At 36.9% G+C, this 18531-nt stretch carries 14 protein-coding genes; 13 read left to right on the top strand and 1 reads right to left on the bottom strand.

Going from position 1 to position 18531, the window contains the following annotated elements; genetic code table 11:
* Positions 1 to 19: 19 nt before the first annotated feature.
* On the bottom strand, positions 20 to 2650 hold the full coding sequence (locus KTB61_RS07235) for a carbon-nitrogen hydrolase family protein (protein ID WP_230973662.1): 2631 nt from the start codon (positions 2648 to 2650) through the stop codon (positions 20 to 22).
* A 353-nt stretch (positions 2651 to 3003) separates the two neighbouring features.
* Here KTB61_RS07235 and KTB61_RS07230 point away from each other — a divergent pair, with 353 nt between their 5' ends.
* From KTB61_RS07230 to KTB61_RS07170, 13 genes are all read left to right on the top strand, one after another.
* The gene (locus KTB61_RS07230) at positions 3004 to 3294 is read left to right on the top strand and encodes a DUF6465 family protein (protein WP_216697130.1); all 291 of its coding nucleotides are present in this window, start codon (positions 3004 to 3006) and stop codon (positions 3292 to 3294) included.
* Positions 3295 to 3463: 169 nt separating this feature from the next.
* A complete protein-coding gene (locus KTB61_RS07225; protein WP_216697129.1) occupies positions 3464 to 4129 on the top strand; it encodes a nitroreductase family protein in 666 nt (221 codons plus the stop codon).
* Positions 4130 to 4487: 358 nt separating this feature from the next.
* On the top strand, positions 4488 to 6845 hold the full coding sequence (locus KTB61_RS07220; protein WP_216697128.1) for a glycyl radical protein: 2358 nt from the start codon (positions 4488 to 4490) through the stop codon (positions 6843 to 6845).
* Entirely contained in the window at positions 6808 to 7758 is a 951-nt protein-coding gene (locus KTB61_RS07215; RefSeq protein ID WP_230973661.1) for a glycyl-radical enzyme activating protein, read from the top strand. Before KTB61_RS07220 ends, KTB61_RS07215 begins: the two co-directional genes overlap by 38 nt.
* Positions 7759 to 7861: 103 nt before the next feature.
* Positions 7862 to 8539: a fructose-6-phosphate aldolase gene (locus KTB61_RS07210; protein ID WP_075759778.1), complete on the top strand. Its 678-nt coding sequence runs from the start codon at positions 7862 to 7864 to the stop codon at positions 8537 to 8539.
* Positions 8540 to 8586: 47 nt separating this feature from the next.
* Positions 8587 to 9564: a Gfo/Idh/MocA family protein gene (locus tag KTB61_RS07205; protein ID WP_216697189.1), complete on the top strand. Its 978-nt coding sequence runs from the start codon at positions 8587 to 8589 to the stop codon at positions 9562 to 9564.
* A 214-nt stretch (positions 9565 to 9778) separates the two neighbouring features.
* Positions 9779 to 12049: an endopeptidase La gene (gene lon, locus KTB61_RS07200; RefSeq protein WP_216697127.1), complete on the top strand. Its 2271-nt coding sequence runs from the start codon at positions 9779 to 9781 to the stop codon at positions 12047 to 12049.
* Between the two features lie 32 nt (positions 12050 to 12081).
* A complete protein-coding gene (locus KTB61_RS07195; protein WP_216697126.1) occupies positions 12082 to 13242 on the top strand; it encodes a glycerate kinase family protein in 1161 nt (386 codons plus the stop codon).
* Position 13243: 1 nt separating this feature from the next.
* Positions 13244 to 14143, top strand: coding sequence for a DMT family transporter (locus tag KTB61_RS07190; RefSeq protein ID WP_216697125.1), 900 nt, complete (start codon positions 13244 to 13246; stop codon positions 14141 to 14143).
* Between the two features lie 135 nt (positions 14144 to 14278).
* Positions 14279 to 15154 (top strand): DMT family transporter, encoded by an 876-nt coding sequence (locus tag KTB61_RS07185; RefSeq protein WP_216697124.1) that lies wholly within the window; start codon positions 14279 to 14281, stop codon positions 15152 to 15154.
* 220 nt (positions 15155 to 15374) lie between these two features.
* Positions 15375 to 15815, top strand: coding sequence for an Hsp20/alpha crystallin family protein (locus KTB61_RS07180; RefSeq protein ID WP_075759783.1), 441 nt, complete (start codon positions 15375 to 15377; stop codon positions 15813 to 15815).
* 101 nt (positions 15816 to 15916) lie between these two features.
* A complete protein-coding gene (locus tag KTB61_RS07175) occupies positions 15917 to 16885 on the top strand; it encodes a DnaJ C-terminal domain-containing protein (RefSeq protein WP_075759784.1) in 969 nt (322 codons plus the stop codon).
* 126 nt (positions 16886 to 17011) lie between these two features.
* A complete protein-coding gene (locus KTB61_RS07170; protein ID WP_075759785.1) occupies positions 17012 to 18460 on the top strand; it encodes a 4Fe-4S dicluster domain-containing protein in 1449 nt (482 codons plus the stop codon).
* Positions 18461 to 18531: the final 71 nt, after the last annotated feature.

Here is an 18531-nt window from a genome sequence, read left to right as displayed (position 1 = left end):
TCAATCAGAAACATTTTTCTTAATATGCCTTTACCAATTTCGCTTTGGAATATGCTCCATAAACTCTTTGGTTTGTGGAATCATAGTAGTAATAGCGAACTTGTATGTAATATTTGTTTCCTTTCTTTAATCCGGTCTTGGTATATACATTCTTTGCAATACCGGTTGTATTTGTTTTAGCATTTTTCATTTTTGAGTTTGTGGCATAGCGGTATGTAAATCCACGTCTGGATCCATCAGTTTTTGTATATTTTTGTGAGGTGGCTACAAATCCAACGCCTTTTCCGGATTTCCCTTTTACGGAAAGTGATTTTGCCTGTCCTACAGAAAGTTTTACAAATTTAGCAGTTAAAGTAACTTTTTCTTTCACAGATGGGACGGTTGTGATGACTTTGCCATTATATGTCCATCCTGCAAAGATGTAACCTTTCTTACCAGCCGCCTTGTACTGAGCTTTGCTCCATGCAGGCAATTTTGTTCCTGTTTTTACATTTTTCATGACTTTTACAGTTTTTTCGGAAGTTCCTTTAAAGGTTACAGTTACCGTATTTACAGTTTTATTTTCAGACAAATCAATGGTTTCTGGCTGATTGATGGATTCACTGTAGAGACTGGTGTAGCCTGCACGGTAATCTTTTGCCAAATCGTCATACATTCTGGAAAACAGATCTGGGTTAAAGTTGCTGATTCTAAATCCACATCCATTTAAATTCATTGTTGCAACTTCTAATCCTTCTGGACTGGTTTTGCGTTCTTCATATCCTTCAGATTCAGATCCAGTACCATTTAAATCAATGGCAGATCCGGTTTCTGTATTAAATCCATGCTGCTGTTTGGTAATGATCAAACTGGTACTATTAAAAATTCCACCAGAATAGGTTCCATCAGATTGTAAGGTTCCATCTGGTCCAAGAAGGTTACATGTAATTGCAGCCATTCCATCACGATCGGTATAAGAACCGATTCTTGTTTCACGGTACCAAGGGTTTCCTGTGGTTGCTGTTGGATGAATGAATAAAGTACAACCCATCGCAGCGTAGTATCTTCCTAATTCAGGATAGAAGTGACCGTCACGACAGATGTCGATACCAACTTTACCCCATTTTGTTTCAAACATCTTCGGATTTTCTCCAGGTACTGACCATTGATCTTCTGCTCCTGCACGATGAATCTTACGATAAGAATCAATAGTTCCATTTGGCATACAGATTGCAGCAGAGTTGTATACTTTTTCAACTTCATTTTCATAAATTGGTCCACTCTTGTCTTTTTCTGTCATTCCAAAAATAATATACATATCATATTTTTGTGCCAATTCAGAGAATTTCTTGGTGGTTGGACCTGGAATCAGTTCCGCAAGTTTCACTTGCATGGCGTCTTCTCCGTCTTTTGGCTTCTGATATTCATAACCTGTTAATACAGTCTCTGGGAATACTAGGATATCTACATCCTGTGCAGCTGCTTCTTCCACATATTTTTTCATATTATTAATATTAGTTTCTTTATCACCCCATACACCTGCCATATTGACAACTGCAGCTTTTGGACCATCAGTTACTTTTGAGGAGTAAGATAAAGAAGCTCCATTGGCTTTCTTTGTTGCCAGTCGTTTGTACAGTGTAGCATACATTTCCGGATTAAAGTCTTTGTTAGAGCAGGTGGAGCCGGTTACACAGGTGATTTTTTCCATGTTGGTTAGCAGCCCTTCTTTTCCTGTTACAATATCTGCTTTCTCATTTGCTTTTACTTCTGTATCAGTAGTTCCGGCATAGTAGGTTGGTCCATTGAAGACTGCTTTCAAAATAATACTTCCACCAGGGAAGTTATAATTTTCATTTGGCCCATCTTTTCCAACAAGATTGGAACTTAAGATAGTATAACCTTCTCTAGATGCACCACTTTCCAGACGGTTTTTATAATACCATTCCCATCCCTTATCATTATCAGATCGATAGCTTCTGGAGGTTGCTGTTGGATTTAATAAAATATTGGCACCTTTGGCTGCATAATATCTTCCAAGTTCAGGCGTAGCATAGGTATCATAACAAATGCTTAAACCAATCTTTCCATATTTTCCTGCATCTAAAAGGACAGGTGTTGTACCTGCTTTACACCAGGCTCCTTCTACAGGAGTGATTTTCTGATAAGCAGTTACTTTTCCTTCTGGTGAGCAGGCGAATGCTGAATTGTAGGCATGCTTGGTATCTACGGTTTTGTTATCATTATATACTTTCTGAGTACCACCATAGATGACCCACATGTCATATTTGTCTGATAATGCTGCAATGGTTTTCTGGGTTGGACCATCTAAATCCTCTGCATTTTTGATTGGCATCTGATAAATTTCAGATTCTTCGTAACTGGATGATGCATATCCAGTTACACACATTTCTGGGAAAAGTATAATCTTTGTTCCTTTTTTATGTGCTTCCTCGATATACTCAATCATACTGTTTACATTTGTCTTTTTGTCACCCCATTTGGGTTGGAAATTAACAACTGCTAGTTCATCTTTCACAAAAGTATATTGGTAAGATGGCTGCGTTAATCGTTCTAGTCTGGAATAATCTGTATCTGCAAGTACTGTGGTCACTGACATTACAAAAGTAAGTATCACAGCAAGAGCAAATGATACTGATTTCCGTATCATTTTCTGTGCTTTTTGCAATTTCTTCATCTCCTTTTCATACTTTTCCAAAACAAAAAAAGCCTTACACAGCATTTTCTATGCTCTGTAAAGCTTCTTTGCTTTGTCTGATTGGTTTGTGATGAAACAATGATATGCTTAACTTTTTTTAATGTCAAGCTATCTGAATTATGAGTTTATTTTTTTAATTTGTTTTAAGTTATTTTTTTATTTTAATATGTTTTTTTAATTCTCGCTTTATTTTTTTAATTTTTTGTGTTATTTTCACATGGTTTCGTCTTTTGTATAATTGTTTGACTAACTGGCTCTTTATATGGTAGTATGCATTGTGACATAAATATCATGTGGGAGGGAATATGGCTAATCGAAGAATCACAAAAAAGAAAAATAAGGCATTACAGAAAGTGATTAAAATAAAAGAGATAGGAAAGGTAGAAGAAGAAAATATGAAATCACGTTTTTTTGTACAGTATCAGGGAAATGAATTTGAAGAAAAAGAGATTATAACAAAAATCAAGGAAATATGGAAAGAAGAAGGAAACAAAGTCAAAGATTTAAAAGAATTGGATATATATGTAAAACCGGAAGAAGGAAAAGCTTATTATACAATTAATGGAGAAACTAGGGGAAGTATCGACATTTTTTAATTAGAAGATACTATAGCGTAATAAATATATTCTCTACCGCAAAATCGTTTCAAAGCTTTTGTAAAATTTACAAAGAATGTGCGATTTGATGAATGGGTTACGAGGGGCAAAGTCATTGCTGGCTTTGCCCCTTATTTGGAAAGAAAAGAGTTGTGGAGGTAAAGAAAAAATGGATTTATTAGAAGCAATGAAGAATCGTCATAGTGTACGACAATATAAAAGCAAACCTTTGGAACCAGAGGTTATTTTTGCGCTGAAGAAAGAAGTTAAAGCCTGCAACAGGGAAAGTGGTCTGCACATTCAGCTTGTTACCAATGAACCAAAAGCATTTAATGGTTTTATGGCCCATTATGGAAAATTTAGTGGTGTTACAAATTATTTTGCATTGGTCGGGAAAAAAACAGATGATCTGGAGGAGAAATGTGGTTATTATGGAGAAAGGCTTGTTTTGGCTGCACAGCAATTAGGACTAAATACCTGTTGGGTAGCTCTGACTTATAGTAAGATAAAAAGTGCATTTGTCATTGATAGTGGAGAAAAACTCTGTATTGTAATAGCTCTTGGATATGGCGAAAATCAGGGAGTGCCTCATAAATCAAAACCGGCTAGTGCTGTTATGAAAGTGGATGATCAGGTACCGGATTGGTTTCAAAGAGGTATAGAAGCAGCACTGCTTGCACCAACAGCGATAAATCAGCAGAAGTTTTCATTTAATCTAAAAGGAGATCAGGTGTTAGCAAAAGCAGGAATAGGACTTTACTCAAAAATAGATCTTGGTATTGCTAAGTATCATTTTGAACTTGGTGCCGGAAAAGATTCTTTTAACTGGGCATAATGAGAGGAATCAATACCTTTTATAGAATTCTTATGTTTGTTTATATTTTATTTATAAAATTTTATATGGAGAAAATTGAATCCATCAAGGAATCAAGTATAATAAAGACATAGTTTTTCATATATATTTTAATCCTCTCTTTTCATTAAAATAGGAATCCCGCAGATGATGCGGGATTTTTTACATTATAGGAAAACAGTTAAAACTGTTGTACATCAGCATGCAAAGCAGACTTGTCTGCTTTGTTTTTTATTATTAAAAAATAATACAAAATAAACAAAAGCAATTGACAGCAAGAAGAAAACTATATAGAATAATAAAAAACAAGAATAAATAATAATTATGAAAGGAGATAAAGTTGAGCGAAGTATATGAAACAGATCGAGTAAGATATTTAAAAGATAAAATGTTGTCAGAGCCAAGATATGCATCCATTGAGCAGGCACTGATCATTACGGATGTATATAAAGCAAATGAGGATAAACCAAGAATTATTCAGAGAGCATTGGCATTGAAGGCAGCTTTGGAACAAATCAAAATTAAGGCAGAACCGGAAGAATTAATTGTTGGTAATCGTACAGCAGGAGTACGTTATGGTGTTGTTTTTCCGGAAAGTGGAAGCACATGGGTTGATAAAGAGTTTGAAACACTTCCAATGAGACCGCAGGATAAATTCAATGTACATGAAGAAGATATTACGACTTTTCGCAAAGTGATCAAGCCTTATTGGGAAGGAAAATCTCTGGAAGATGTTTTAAATCAGAGATATGGAAAAGAGATTAATGAAATTGGGAAAGTAGTAAAGATTAATCAAAAGGATCATGCCCAGGGACATATTTGCCCAAACTGTGTAGAGTGGCTGCAGTTTGGACCAACAGGGTACAGAAGACTGGCAGAAGAAAAGCTTAATACAGTTACAGAAGAATCTCAGAAATTATTTTATAAAGCAGTAGCACTTGTAATGGAAGGTGCATCCAATTTTATGGTTCGCTATTATGATCTTCTTGTAGATATGGCTGACAAAGAGGAGGACGAGAAGAAAAAAGAAGAAATGCTGATAGTAGCTAACAACTGTAAGAATTTAAGTGAAAGACCGGCAGAAACATTTCATGAAGCGGTACAGGCAATCTGGTTTTTATTTGTGATTTTGCAAATGGAGTCTAATGCATCATCATTTTCACCGGGGCGTTTGGACCGACATTTGATCGCTTATTATGAAAAAGATATAAAAGAAGGGCGGCTGAACAAACAGCAAGCGTTGGAGATCATCGAATGTCTGTGGTTAAAGTTTAATGAAATCGTATATATGAGAAATTCCGGAGGAGCAAAGTATTTTGCAGGATTCCCTATTGGATTTAATATTGCAGTAGGTGGACAGGATGAAAATGGAAATGATTATGTCAATGATCTGTCATTTTTATTTTTGGAAGCACAGAAGCATATCGGATTACCTCAGCCAAATCTGTCTGTCAGGCTTCACGAAGGTACAGGAGAAGAACTGTTAAAAGAAGCAGTCCATACGGTTGCCCTGGGAAGTGGTATGCCGCAGTTTTTTAATGATAAGGCGGTTATCCCGTCTATGATGGAATTGGGGATTGAGGAAAAGGATGCACTGGACTATGCCATTGTAGGCTGCGTGGAACTTACCACACAGGGAAATAACCTGGGATGGAGTGATTCTGCAATGTTTAACTTAAATAAAGCTTTAGAGGTAACACTTACCGGTGGAAAATGTCTTTTAACAGGGAAACAGATTGCACCAGATTACGGAAGTCTTCCGGAATATGAGGCCTATGAGGATCTGGAACATGCTCTTCAAAAGCAGATTGATTATTTTATGGATAAGATGATCCTTGCATGTGAAGAAGTAGAAAAAGCACATATTGATCTACTGCCATCGCCGTTTCTGTCAGCCACCATTTCCAATTGTATGGAAAATGGGGTAGATGTAACTGCAGGTGGAGCAAAATATAACCTATCTGGAATTCAGATGATTCAGATAGCCAATCTGGCAGATAGTCTTGCAGCTATTAAGCAATTAGTATATGAAGAAAAGAGATTTTCCAGAGAAGAAGTATTAGAGGCACTGAAAAAGAATTTTGAAGGTTTTGAATTAATGAGAGCTACAATGCTTCATAAGGTGCCGAAATACGGAAATGATAATGACTGGGTAGATAGTCTTGGAACAAAATGGGCGGATTATTTTAAAAATCGTCTGCGCACATATAAAAATTACCGTGGTGGTCCGTATCACACAGGTATGTATACCGTGTCAGCCCATGTACCAATGGGGCAGAATGTAGGGGCAACACCAGATGGACGTTATGCCATGGAACCACTGGCTGATGGTGGTATGTCACCGGTATATGGAAGAGATATAAAGGGACCGACTGCAGTGTTAAAATCTGTATCAAAACTGGACAAAAACTGTACCACCAATGGCGGACTTTTAAATATGAAATTCCTTCCGGAATTTTTCGATACAGAAACAGGTGTACAGAAGTTTGCAAACTTCTTACGAAGTTTTGTAGACCTGGAAATTCCACATATTCAGTTTAATGTAGTAAGAAGAGAAGACTTAATTGCAGCAAAGAAAAATCCGGAACAATATCGCAGCCTAACTGTTCGTGTAGCAGGATATACAGCATATTTTACAGAGCTTGCAGGAGACCTGCAGGATGAAATCATTGCAAGAACAAGCTATGGAGATATTTAAAATGGAAGGAACGATATTTGATATCAGGAGATTTTCCACACACGATGGAGATGGTATTCGGACCACTGTGTTTTTCAAGGGATGTCCATTATCCTGTGTCTGGTGCCAGAATCCGGAAGGAATTTCTGCAAAGAGACGGCCGATTTATTTTGAAAATCGCTGCATTCACTGCTGTACCTGTGTTGCCCAGAGCAAAGATGGAGGATGCAGAACTTGTGACGGAAAAATTCAGTTGAATATCCAGGCAGATGAGGATTGGAACCAGTTAATCTACCAATGTCCAACAGGAGCCTTGGAGATGGATTCACAGATATTATCTTTAGATGAAGTAATGGAAGAAATCCGCAAAGACAAAGTATTTTTCCGCCATGGCGGCGGAGTAACCTTGTCTGGAGGGGAACCTCTAATGCAATGGCAATTTGCAGTGGAATTATTAAAGAAATGCCAGGAAGAGGATATACATACAGCAATTGAGACTTCACTTTATGCGAAACCAGAAGTGGTGAAAGAATTGATTCCATATCTTAGTATGGCGTTTTCTGATCTCAAGTTAATTGATGAGGAAGCACACAAAAAATATGTTGGTGTGTCCAATGAAATCATTAAAAAGAACATGGAAATACTGCTGTCTTCAGAAATCAGGGAGCATGTGATTATCCGGACACCAATGATTCCGGGAATTACCACGAGTAAGGAAAATATTCAGGGAATTGCAGAATTTATCAGCAATATTTATTCAGATGTTTCTTATGAGATTTTAAATTATAATCCCCTTGCAGAAGCCAAATATCATCTTGTCGATAAAGAATACTGCTTTAAGGAAAATCCAAAAATGTACTCTAAGGAACAGATGCAGCAATTTGGTCAATGGGCAAAAGAAGTAGGTGTAAAAAATATTATTATTGAATCATAAGGATAAATGCAAAATAAATAATTGAAGCTATTGAATAATAATAAATAATAATATAAAATAATAAAAAGAAATAAAACGAAGAAAATAACCAGGAGGAACAAGAATGAAATTAATTATCGATGATGCAAATGTAGAAGCAATCAAGGCCCTTTATGAATATTTTCCAGTAGATGGTGTTACAACAAATCCATCAATCTTGGCAAAAAGCGGAAGAAATCCATATGATGTATTATCTGAAATTCGTGAAATCATTGGGGCAGATGCAGAACTGCATGTGCAGGTAATTTCAAAAAAAGCAGAAGGAATGGTTGCAGAAGCAGCAAAAATCAGAGAAAAATTAGGGACTAATACATATATAAAAATTCCTACAACCCGTGAAGGATTAAAAGCCATGAAAGCTTTAAAAGCAGAAGGTGTAAATGTAACTGCAACTGCAATTTATACAGCACAGCAGGCATTTCTGGCAGGAAAAGCAGGTGCAGATTATGCAGCACCATATGTTAACCGTATTGATAATCTGGGAGCAGACGGTGTGGCAACAGCAAAGAAGATCCACGATATCTATAGAAAAAATAATCTTCACACAGAAGTATTAGCTGCAAGTTTCAAAAATACACAGCAGGTGCTGGAACTGGCAGAATATGGTGTAGGTGCAGCAACGGTTGCAGCAGATATCATCGAAGGATTATTAAAAAATGCATGTGTAGATTCTGCAATCGATGCTTTCACAGCAGACTTTGAAAATCTGGTTGGTAAAGGGAAGACAATGGAAAACTGTTAATAGAAGTAGGATACGAAAATGAAATGAGACGGAAGAAGGGTGAAATGATGGTAAATTTTGCAGTAATCGGTACAAATTTTGTAACGGATAGTTTCATTGATGCAGGAAGACAATGTGATGATTTTCATGTGCAGGCAGTTTATTCCAGAACTATGGAAAGAGCAAGGGAATATGCAGATCGATATGAAATTGAAGATTGTTACGATTCTTTAGATGATCTTGCTAAGGCAGAAAATATCGATGCAGTATATGTGGCAAGCCCTAATTCTTTCCATGCAAAACAAAGTATTCAGATGATGAATGCAGGGAAACATGTATTATGTGAAAAGACTATAGCCTCCAATTTGAAGGAATTGAAACAGATGCTGGAGGTGGCAAAAGAAAATCATGTTATTTTACTGGAAGCTATGCGTTCAGCGTTTGACCCTGGTTTCCAGGCAATTCAGGATAATTTAAAGAAACTGGGAAAAATCCGCAGAGCTACATTTCAGTATTGTCAATACTCCAGAAGATACGACAATTATAAAAATGGTATTGTGGAGAATGCTTTTAAACCGGAATTGTCTAATGGTGCTTTGATGGATATCGGTGTTTATTGTGTTCATCCATTGGTTAAGTTGTTTGGAATGCCAAAAGAGATTTCTGCACATTGCCTGAAATTAGATAACGGAGCTGAGGCAGCTGGAACGATTGTAGCTATGTATGAAGATATGCAGGCAGAATTAATGTATGCAAAAATTACAGATGCAATCCTTCCAAGTCAAATTCAGGGAGAAGAAGCTTCTATGATTATTGAGGAAATTCCAGATACTAAAAAGATTAGGATCCGTTATCGTGACAGACATTGGGAAGAAATCGAAATTTCCAAAAAAGAAAATAATATGTATTACGAAATAAAAGAGTTTATAAGATTAATTCAGGAAAAAGGAAGTGCCAGGGAACATAATCAGTATTCTCTGTGGGAGCTGGAAGTTATGGACGAGGCAAGAAAACAGATGGGCATTGTTTTTCCGGCAGATTGTTAAGATAGGAAAGGAAATACCGCATATTATCTTAGAAATAGTTTCTACGAAATGTCATTATAGGAGTGTTATCCAATAGATGAAACATCTATTGGATAACACTCCTTTTTAAAATAGTATTGACAGATTTTAAAATAGGTTTATAATTATTCAAAAACGGATTAGCACTCTATAAAGAAGAGTGCTAACAAAAATATTTGTAAAGGGGGAATATAAGATGATAGTGGTACCTTTTTATAATTTAGTAGTGGTTCCAGAAGTTACCTTCTATTTTCAAGGAGAGTATTTTAAGGAAATTGCGGGACAAGATGCTGAGAAAGGCGATGAAATCCTGTTTCTAATGCTAAAAGAAGACAAACAAAGGGAAGATATGACACCAGAAGATTTTTATCCTATCGGGGTAACAGGTGTTGTTGAAAACCTGGATAAAGATGGTAATATCGGAATTAAAACTCTCGGTCGTGTAGATATTAATAGCGTTGAAGTGGATAAAGATGATATCAAAACAACATTTTCAGATCGTATTATAATAGAAGATATTGATTCCCAGCAGCAGAAAGAACGTTTTGAACAGGTCAAATCTGCTGTTTTGCAGTATATTAATGGATTCCAATGGGGCATCATGGTGAGAAACTATGTTGTACGATGGAAGTCCATGGAAGAAATGATTGCCAATTTATCCAATCATCTGAATATTTCAAATGAAGAAAAATACGAGATTCTTGCAGCAGACAAGATTTCCCAACGGTTTGAATTGATGGAGCAGGTTTTATATGAATTCATCGAGGTCTCTAAAATAGGAGAAGAAGCTAAAAAAGTACAAACGGAAGCCCATGAGAAGGTTTATCGGGAGGAAGCCATCAAAAAACAGATTGAGATTCTGCAGAATGAATTGGATGAAATGCATCCCGAAAATGTATCGGATATTAGAAAATTTGAACAGAAAATAAGAAAATCTCATATGAATGAGATTGCAAAAAATGAAGCTGAAAAAGTTCTTAATCGTATGAAACAGGAAGGGAAAGATAGTCATGAATATGGTATGCTGTATGATTATCTGGATTTTGTAACAGGATTATCCTGGGAGAAAGAAACTTTTTCAGATATCAATCTTGTGGAAGCAGAGGAGATTCTTAACCGGGAACATTATGGTCTGAAAAAGGCGAAAGAAAGAATTATACAGCAGATTGCAGTAATGGCGTTAAATAAGCAGCAATCCGGTTCTATCTTATTATTTGTAGGGGCACCAGGTACAGGAAAGACAAGTATAGGTCAAAGTGTTGCCAAGGCATTAAAAAGAGAATATGTAAGAGTCAGTCTTGGTGGTATTCGCGATGAGGCGGAAATTCGTGGACACAGGAGGACTTATGTAGGTGCAATGCCGGGACGTATTATGGATGGAATCAAAAGAAGCGGTGTTTCCAACCCGGTTATGGTTTTAGATGAAGTAGATAAAATGGTAAAAGATTATGGAGGAGATCCTTCCAGTGCATTGCTGGAAGTTCTGGATCCGGAACAGAATAATACATTTACTGATCATTATATGAATGTGCCATATGATTTATCAGATGTACTGTTTATCTGTACAGCAAATTCAATGGATACCATACCGGAACCGTTGCTAAATCGTATGGAAGTGATTCAGTTCCAGGGATATACAGAATCTGAGAAATATCAGATTGCCAAAAAGCATCTGCTTCCAAAAGCAATGAGATCCATGGGAATCAAAGCTGCTAATCTGAAAGTGACAGATGAGGCATTTCACACAATTATTTCTGATTACACCATGGAAGCCGGAGTGCGTGGTTTAAAGAAGCAACTGGATACCCTTTGCCGTGTGGCAGCGGTAAAACTGGTAAAAGGAGAACAGAAATCAGTTACAGTCAGTCCGAAACGTTTGAAGGAATTTTTAAATGAAAAGCCGATATCTCATGATCATGTTCTGGAAAATCCAAAGCCGGGGATTGTTACAGGACTGGCATGGACACAGGCAGGCGGTGATATTTTATTTATTGAAACCATGTTTACCAAGGGAGAAGGAAAAACCATTGTAACGGGACAATTGGGAGATGTGATGAAAGAATCTGTTCAGATTGCCGTAACTTTGGTAAAATATCTGTATCCGGAAAAAGCACAATTGTTTAAGGAAAACGATCTGCATATTCATGTGCCTGCCGGGGCAGTGCCAAAAGATGGACCATCAGCAGGAATTACATTGACAACAGCATTGTCATCTTTGGTAACAGGAACAACAGTCAGTCCTAAACTTGCCATGACAGGTGAAATTTCTTTGCAGGGAATGGTTATGCCGATTGGTGGTTTGCCAGAAAAATTAATGGCAGCAGTCAGAGCAGGAATGGAAAAAGTCCTGATTCCTGTAAAAAATGTGGAAGATCTGGAAGATGTAGCAGAAGAAGTAAAAGAGAAAATAGAAATTGTACCAGTGGAAACAATAGAGCAAGTGTTAAAATATGCAGGATGCAGATAGTGAACCTGGTATTAATGTAGTGGAGTGAAAATATGAAAGTAACCATTGCCATAGATTCTTTAAAAGGCAGTCTTTCTTCTATGGAAGCAGGACATGCTATTGCCGAAGGAATAAAAAAGGTCTGTCCAAAAGCTCAGATCAGCGTTCGTCCGCTGGCTGATGGCGGAGAAGGAACAGTGGAAGCTTTAACCCAGGGTATGGGTGGTGTCCTAAGGGAAGTTCATGTAACAGGTCCTTTAGGGACACCGGTTGATTGTAAGTATGGAATTCTTATGGAGAGTAAAACAGCCATTATTGAAATGGCAGGGGCATCAGGAATTACATTAGTACCCGAAGAAGCAAGAAATCCGCTGAATACTACTACATATGGAGTAGGAGAAGTGATTCTGGATGCCATTGAAAATGGATGCAGGCATTTTATTGTCGGAATAGGAGGAAGTGCTACCAATGACGGTGGTATTGGAATGCTGCAGGCATTGGGATATGGAATGCTTGACAAGGATGGTAATCAGGTAGATTTTGGTGCGAAAGGATTAAAAGAACTGGTGATGATTACAGATGATCATGTGGTGCCAGAGTTAAAAGACTGTACATTTCGAATTGCCTGTGATGTAACCAATCCACTATGTGGGAAAGATGGGTGTAGTGCCGTTTTCGGCCCGCAAAAGGGTGCTGATCAGCATATGATTTCCAAGATGGATCGGTGGTTATCTGATTATGCCAGTCTGGCATGTAAAAAGTATCCAAAGGCTGATCCTGGATATGCCGGAACGGGAGCTGCAGGAGGACTGGGATTTGCATTTTTAACTTTTACCAATGGTACATTGGAATCAGGAATAAAGATTGTTCTTGAAGAAACAAAACTAGAAAAATTTGTGAAAAATGCAGATGTTATTGTGACCGGAGAAGGACGTTTGGATGGTCAGACAGTTATGGGAAAGGCTCCTGTTGGAGTTGCCGGGATTGCAAAAAAATATAACAAACCAGTCATTGCTTTTGCAGGTGCAGTCACAGAAGATGCGATAGAGTGTAATCAGGCAGGTATTGATGCATTCTTCCCGATTTTAAGAGAAATTTCAACATTGGAAGAAGCAATGGATTCTTCTAATGCAAAAAGAAATATGATCAATACCAGTGAGCAGGTTTTTCGACTGATCCACTTATCAAAGCAGATGAGAAAGGATTTAGATTAACGTGAAAGACGCAACACAAAAGAAAGGATATCTGCAAGTCTTTCTAGCAGGTATATTATGGGGAACCATTGGCTTATTTGTAACGGATATGAGTCATAATGGAGCATCATCAGCTTTGACCAGTTTTTTAAGAATATTTTTTGCATTTTTGATTTTGTTAGTGATTACTGTTTTTAAATTTGGATGGAAGTCTTTGATTATCCCCAAAAGAGATTTGTTATCATGTGCTCTGCTTGGATTGATCTGTCAGGGAATTTATAATATTTTTTATAGTTATGCTGTTGTTATGACAGGAGTAACAATAAGTGCAGTATTACTAAATGTAGCACCGGTGTTTACTGCATTGGTATCTTATGTTCTATTTTCGGAAAAAATCACATGGATTAAAAGGACAGCATTAGTGATTAATGTAATCGGATGCAGTCTTGCGGCAACAAGTGGACATATTTCATCGGGTGCTGTTTCACTGATAGGGATCCTATTTGGTGTTGCAGCTGGTTTTTGTTATTCTCTGACAGCAATTATTGGAAGAATTGCCGGTTCAAAAATAAATGCATTTGTTGTCAGTACATATAGTTATTTTTTTGCAGCAGTATTTCTGGCGGTTTTTATGAAGCCATGGAATATGTCATTTTATATTGAAAAAGAAGTATGGATCATAGGTTTTCTTTATGCACTGATTCCTACAGCGATCGGTTATCTGTTATATTATATGGGTGTACAGAAAATTAGAGAGAGTAGCAAAGTTCCGGTGATTGCATCAGTGGAAACAGTTGTGGCGGCAGTACTTGGTATGCTGGTATATCAGGAACAGATTAGAGGAATGAATTTCTTAGGGATTTTACTGGTTATGGGTTCTGTTGTATTAATGAACCAGCCATTGAAAAAGGACATATGGTAAATTGATTTGTTGACATTATATAATTTTCAAAGTATATTGATTAAAAAGCAGACAAAGAAGCCTGAAATAACTTCTTTGCCTGCTTTGTTCTATTTTAGAATTAAAAAATCAAAAAGAATCTGGAGAGGAAGACAAATGAGGAAAAAATATACATATGCAATTATTACAGTTTGCATTTGGTCAACTTTGGCGGCATTGGCTAAGAAACTGTTACTGGATATACCAAATTTAGAAGCACTGTGTATTAGCAGTTTTTTTGCATTTTTATTTTTATTGATGGTAAATATTAAAAGTGGAACAATCAACCAGATGAAAAATTATTCAGTAAAAGAATATGCAACTATGAGTGGATTGGGATTTATTGGATTATTCCTTTATAATGCACTATATTATTATGGATTATCACAGCTAAGTTCTCAGGAAGCATGCATATTAAACTATTTATGGCCTATTATGCTGGTGATATTTTCATGTATCATTTTAAAAGAAAAATTGACAATAATGAAAATCATAGCTATGATCAGCTCTTTTTTGGGGATAGTTATACTTTCTCTGGATAGTGGGAGTCATTCTTCTGGAAATGTATCTTTGGGGATGATCAGCTGTATTGTGGCAGCAGCATGTTATGGATTGTTTTCTGTTTTAAATAAGAAAGCAGACTGTAATCAGAATATTGCCATGATGATAATCTGGCTGACCACAGCGGTCTGTGCACTGGTATTTGGTGCACCAGTGGAAAAGTGGATTCCAATTCAGGGAATACAGTGGATCGGAATTCTATGGATTGGAGTGGTAATAAATGCTGTGGGATATCTTCTTTGGGCACTGGCGCTAAATGGAACTGAAAATACGGCAGCGATTGCTAATCTTGCATATTTCACGCCATTTCTATCATTGATTATTTCTGCTGTTTTTCTTAAGGAAAAAATACATATTCGGACAGTTGTGGCATTGATTTTTATTATTGGAGGAATTTTACTTCAATATGTGTATGACAGAAAAAAGGGATGAATCAACGCTTTGAGATATTTCAAATGTACGGCGTAGGTTAAAAAATTTTTCAAAAAAATTAGCACTCACATATTGACAGTGCTAACAATAGGTGTTATATTACATATAGAACAAAGGAAGAGGTAATAAAAGGAACCGAATTCATAGTTCAGGAAACCAGGCACATGAGAACAAACTCATAGTGTTAAACATAGATTGTTAGAAAAAGGAGAGATGACTTATGATGATGCCTAGTATTTTTGGAGGAAACTTATTTAATGACTGGATGGATTTTTCATTTCCTGATTTTGACGAGAAACTTTATGGTAAAAAGACTGCAGCTGTTATGAAAACAGATGTTAAAGAAAAAGACCATGGTTATGAAGTATCTATTGATCTGCCAGGATTCAAAAAAGATGAAGTAAAAGCAGAATTGAAAGATGGATATCTGACAATTTATGCAGCAAAAAATGTAAACAATGATGAGAAAGACAAAGACGGCAAATATATCAGACGTGAACGTTACAGTGGTAATATGAGCAGAAGCTTTTATGTAGGTGAAGAAGTTACGGAAAATGATATTCATGCCAAATTTGAAAATGGTATTCTGATGCTGGATATTCCAAAGAAAGAAGAAACAAAGAAGGCGGAAGAAAAACGATATGTAACTATTGAAGGATAATAACAAATTAAAAATGGTATTTCCCCGGGATGATTCCCGGGGATACTTTTATCTTTTATTACAGGAAACCAAACTGTCAAGGTATATAGGGGGTGGTAACATTGGCAGCAAAGAGAGATTGTTATGATATTCTGGGAATCAGTAAAAATGCGGATGATGCACAGATCAAAAGGGCTTATCGAAAACTTGCGAAAAAGTACCATCCGGATATGAATCCCGGCAATTCTCAGGCAGAACAGAAGTTTAAGGAAGTAACAGAAGCTTATGAGGTTTTAAGTGATCCGAAGAAGAAAAAGTTATACGATCAGTATGGATATGCAGCTTTTGATGGAACAGGCGAAGGAGAGAATCCTTTTAATGGAAATCAGGGAAATTATAGAGAATATCATTTTGAAAGTGGAGACATGGATGATATTTTCGGGGATATTTTTGGAGGAATGTTCGGGAATAAGAAAAAAGCTTCACAAGGATATAGAGGATACGGATTTCATGATGGGTTTGGCGGACAACATTTTCAGCAAAAAGGCTCTGATGCAGAAGCAGAAATATCCATCAGCTTTGATGAAGCGGTTTCAGGTTGTACAAAGACCATACATCTCCAGTCTTCTAATGGAGGTGTTCAGTCTCTTCAGGTTCGGATTCCAGCTGGTATAGATACAGGAAAGAGTATCCGGCTTCGTGGAAAAGGCAATTCGGGCCTTGGCGGTGGCGAGCCTGGGGATCTGTTGCTGAAAGTAACCGTGGGAACCAAACCAGGATATGAGAGAAAGGGAATGGATGTATATACAACAGTCAGCATTCCTTTCACCACAGCAGTATTTGGAGGAGAGGCTGTGGTAGAAACACTCTATGGAAATGTTGTTTGTAAAATCAGGGAAGGAACCCAGTCTGGAACGAAAATCAGACTTCGTGGAAAAGGTATTGTATCTATGAAGAATTCCTCTGTTCGCGGGGATCAGTATGTAACAGTACAGATTCAGGTTCCTACAAATTTAAGCCCGGAAGAGAAACAGAAACTTATAGAATATGACCATATTGTAAAACGAAAAAACAGAAAGCATGCAGTATAAAAAGAGTTAAAAAATCTAAGGATAAATACTACGAAAATAAGCAAATTTGTGTTATAATAAATATGTTAAAAAAATGACAAACAATGGCGGACTGGTAGAAAAAATAAGGAAATGAGGGAAAAGATAATGCTCGCAGACGCAAATTTGTTAAAAATTAAACATGCTGTACTTTATGAAGTTGCCAAACTTGCTTTTGAAGGTACACTGGAAGAGAACAGAGATAATATTGCCATGGAATTAATTCCTGGTCCAACACCACAATTTAGGTGTTGTATTTACAAAGAACGAGAGATTATTCGTCAGAGAGTTCGTTTAGCAGAAGGAAAAGCTCCAGGAGTGAAAGATGATGGAAATGTCATTCAGGTTATTTCATCTGCATGTGCAGACTGTCCGATTTCCAGTTATGTTGTTACGGAAAACTGTCAGAATTGTATCGGAAAAGCATGTATCAACGCATGTAAGTTTAGTGCTATTGAGAGCGGAAGAAAACGTTCACATATTGATCCATCAAAATGTAAAGAATGTGGACAGTGCGCTAAAGCATGTCCGTATAATGCTATTGCATATCTGCAAAGACCTTGTAAATTCAGCTGTCCGGTAGATGCCATTACATATGATGAACATGGTATTTCCATAATTAATGAAGAGAAATGTATCCGTTGCGGACAATGTATTCATAGCTGTCCGTTTGGTGCTATTGGTTCTAAAACATTCATTGTAGATGTAGTTGAAGCACTGAAGTCAGACAAAAAGGTTTATGCAATGGTTGCACCTGCTACAGAAGGACAGTTTGGCGAAAAAATTACAATGAGCAGCTGGAAGAATGCAATGAAAGAAGTAGGATTTGATGGATTCTTCGAAGTAGGGCTTGGCGGTGATATGACAGCAGCCTATGAATCTGAAGAATGGGCGGAAGCATATAAAGAAGGTAAGAAGATGACAACCTCCTGCTGTCCTGCTTTTGTTAATATGATTCATAAGCATTTTCCAGAATTAAAAGATCAGATTTCCACAACAGTTTCTCCGATGTGTGCAGTATCAAGACTGATCAAAGCAAAGGATCCTGATGCAGTAACTGTATTTATTGGGCCATGTCTTGGAAAGAAATCTGAAGTTGTAGATCAGAAGATTGAAGGAAATGCGGATTATGTATTAACCTACAGTGAAATTCGTGCCATTATGAAGGCAAAAGAAGTTGTTTTAAAACCGGCAGAAAATGATTATCAGGAATCTTCTGTTTATGGTAAAAAGTTTGCGACTTCTGGAGGAGTTACAGAAGCTGTAATTCAGAGTCTGAAAGAATCTGAAGAGGAGATTGATGCAAAGGTTTGTAAGGCAAACGGAGCAGCAGAATGTAAGAAGGCATTGTTGTTCCTGAAAGCTGGAAGATTACCGGAAGACTTTATTGAAGGTATGGTATGCGAAGGTGGATGTGTCAATGGACCAAGTTCATTTAACAAGCCAAATGTCAGCAAAAAGAGCAGAAATGCATTATTGAGTCAGGCAGATAAAAGAGAAATTCATGAAAATCTGAAGAATTATGATATGGATTCATTCTCTATGCATCGTGAATAAAATTTTATAGACGAATATCCTGCAGATAAATTTCTGCAGGATATTTTTATTACATAGGAAATTCCTTTGAA

Source organism: Anaerostipes faecalis (assembly GCF_018982945.1).
Taxonomy (GTDB): Bacteria; Bacillota; Clostridia; order Lachnospirales; family Lachnospiraceae; genus Anaerostipes; species Anaerostipes faecalis.
Note: the sequence above shows the minus strand (reverse complement) of the source record. Positions and strands in the feature narration are given on the sequence as shown.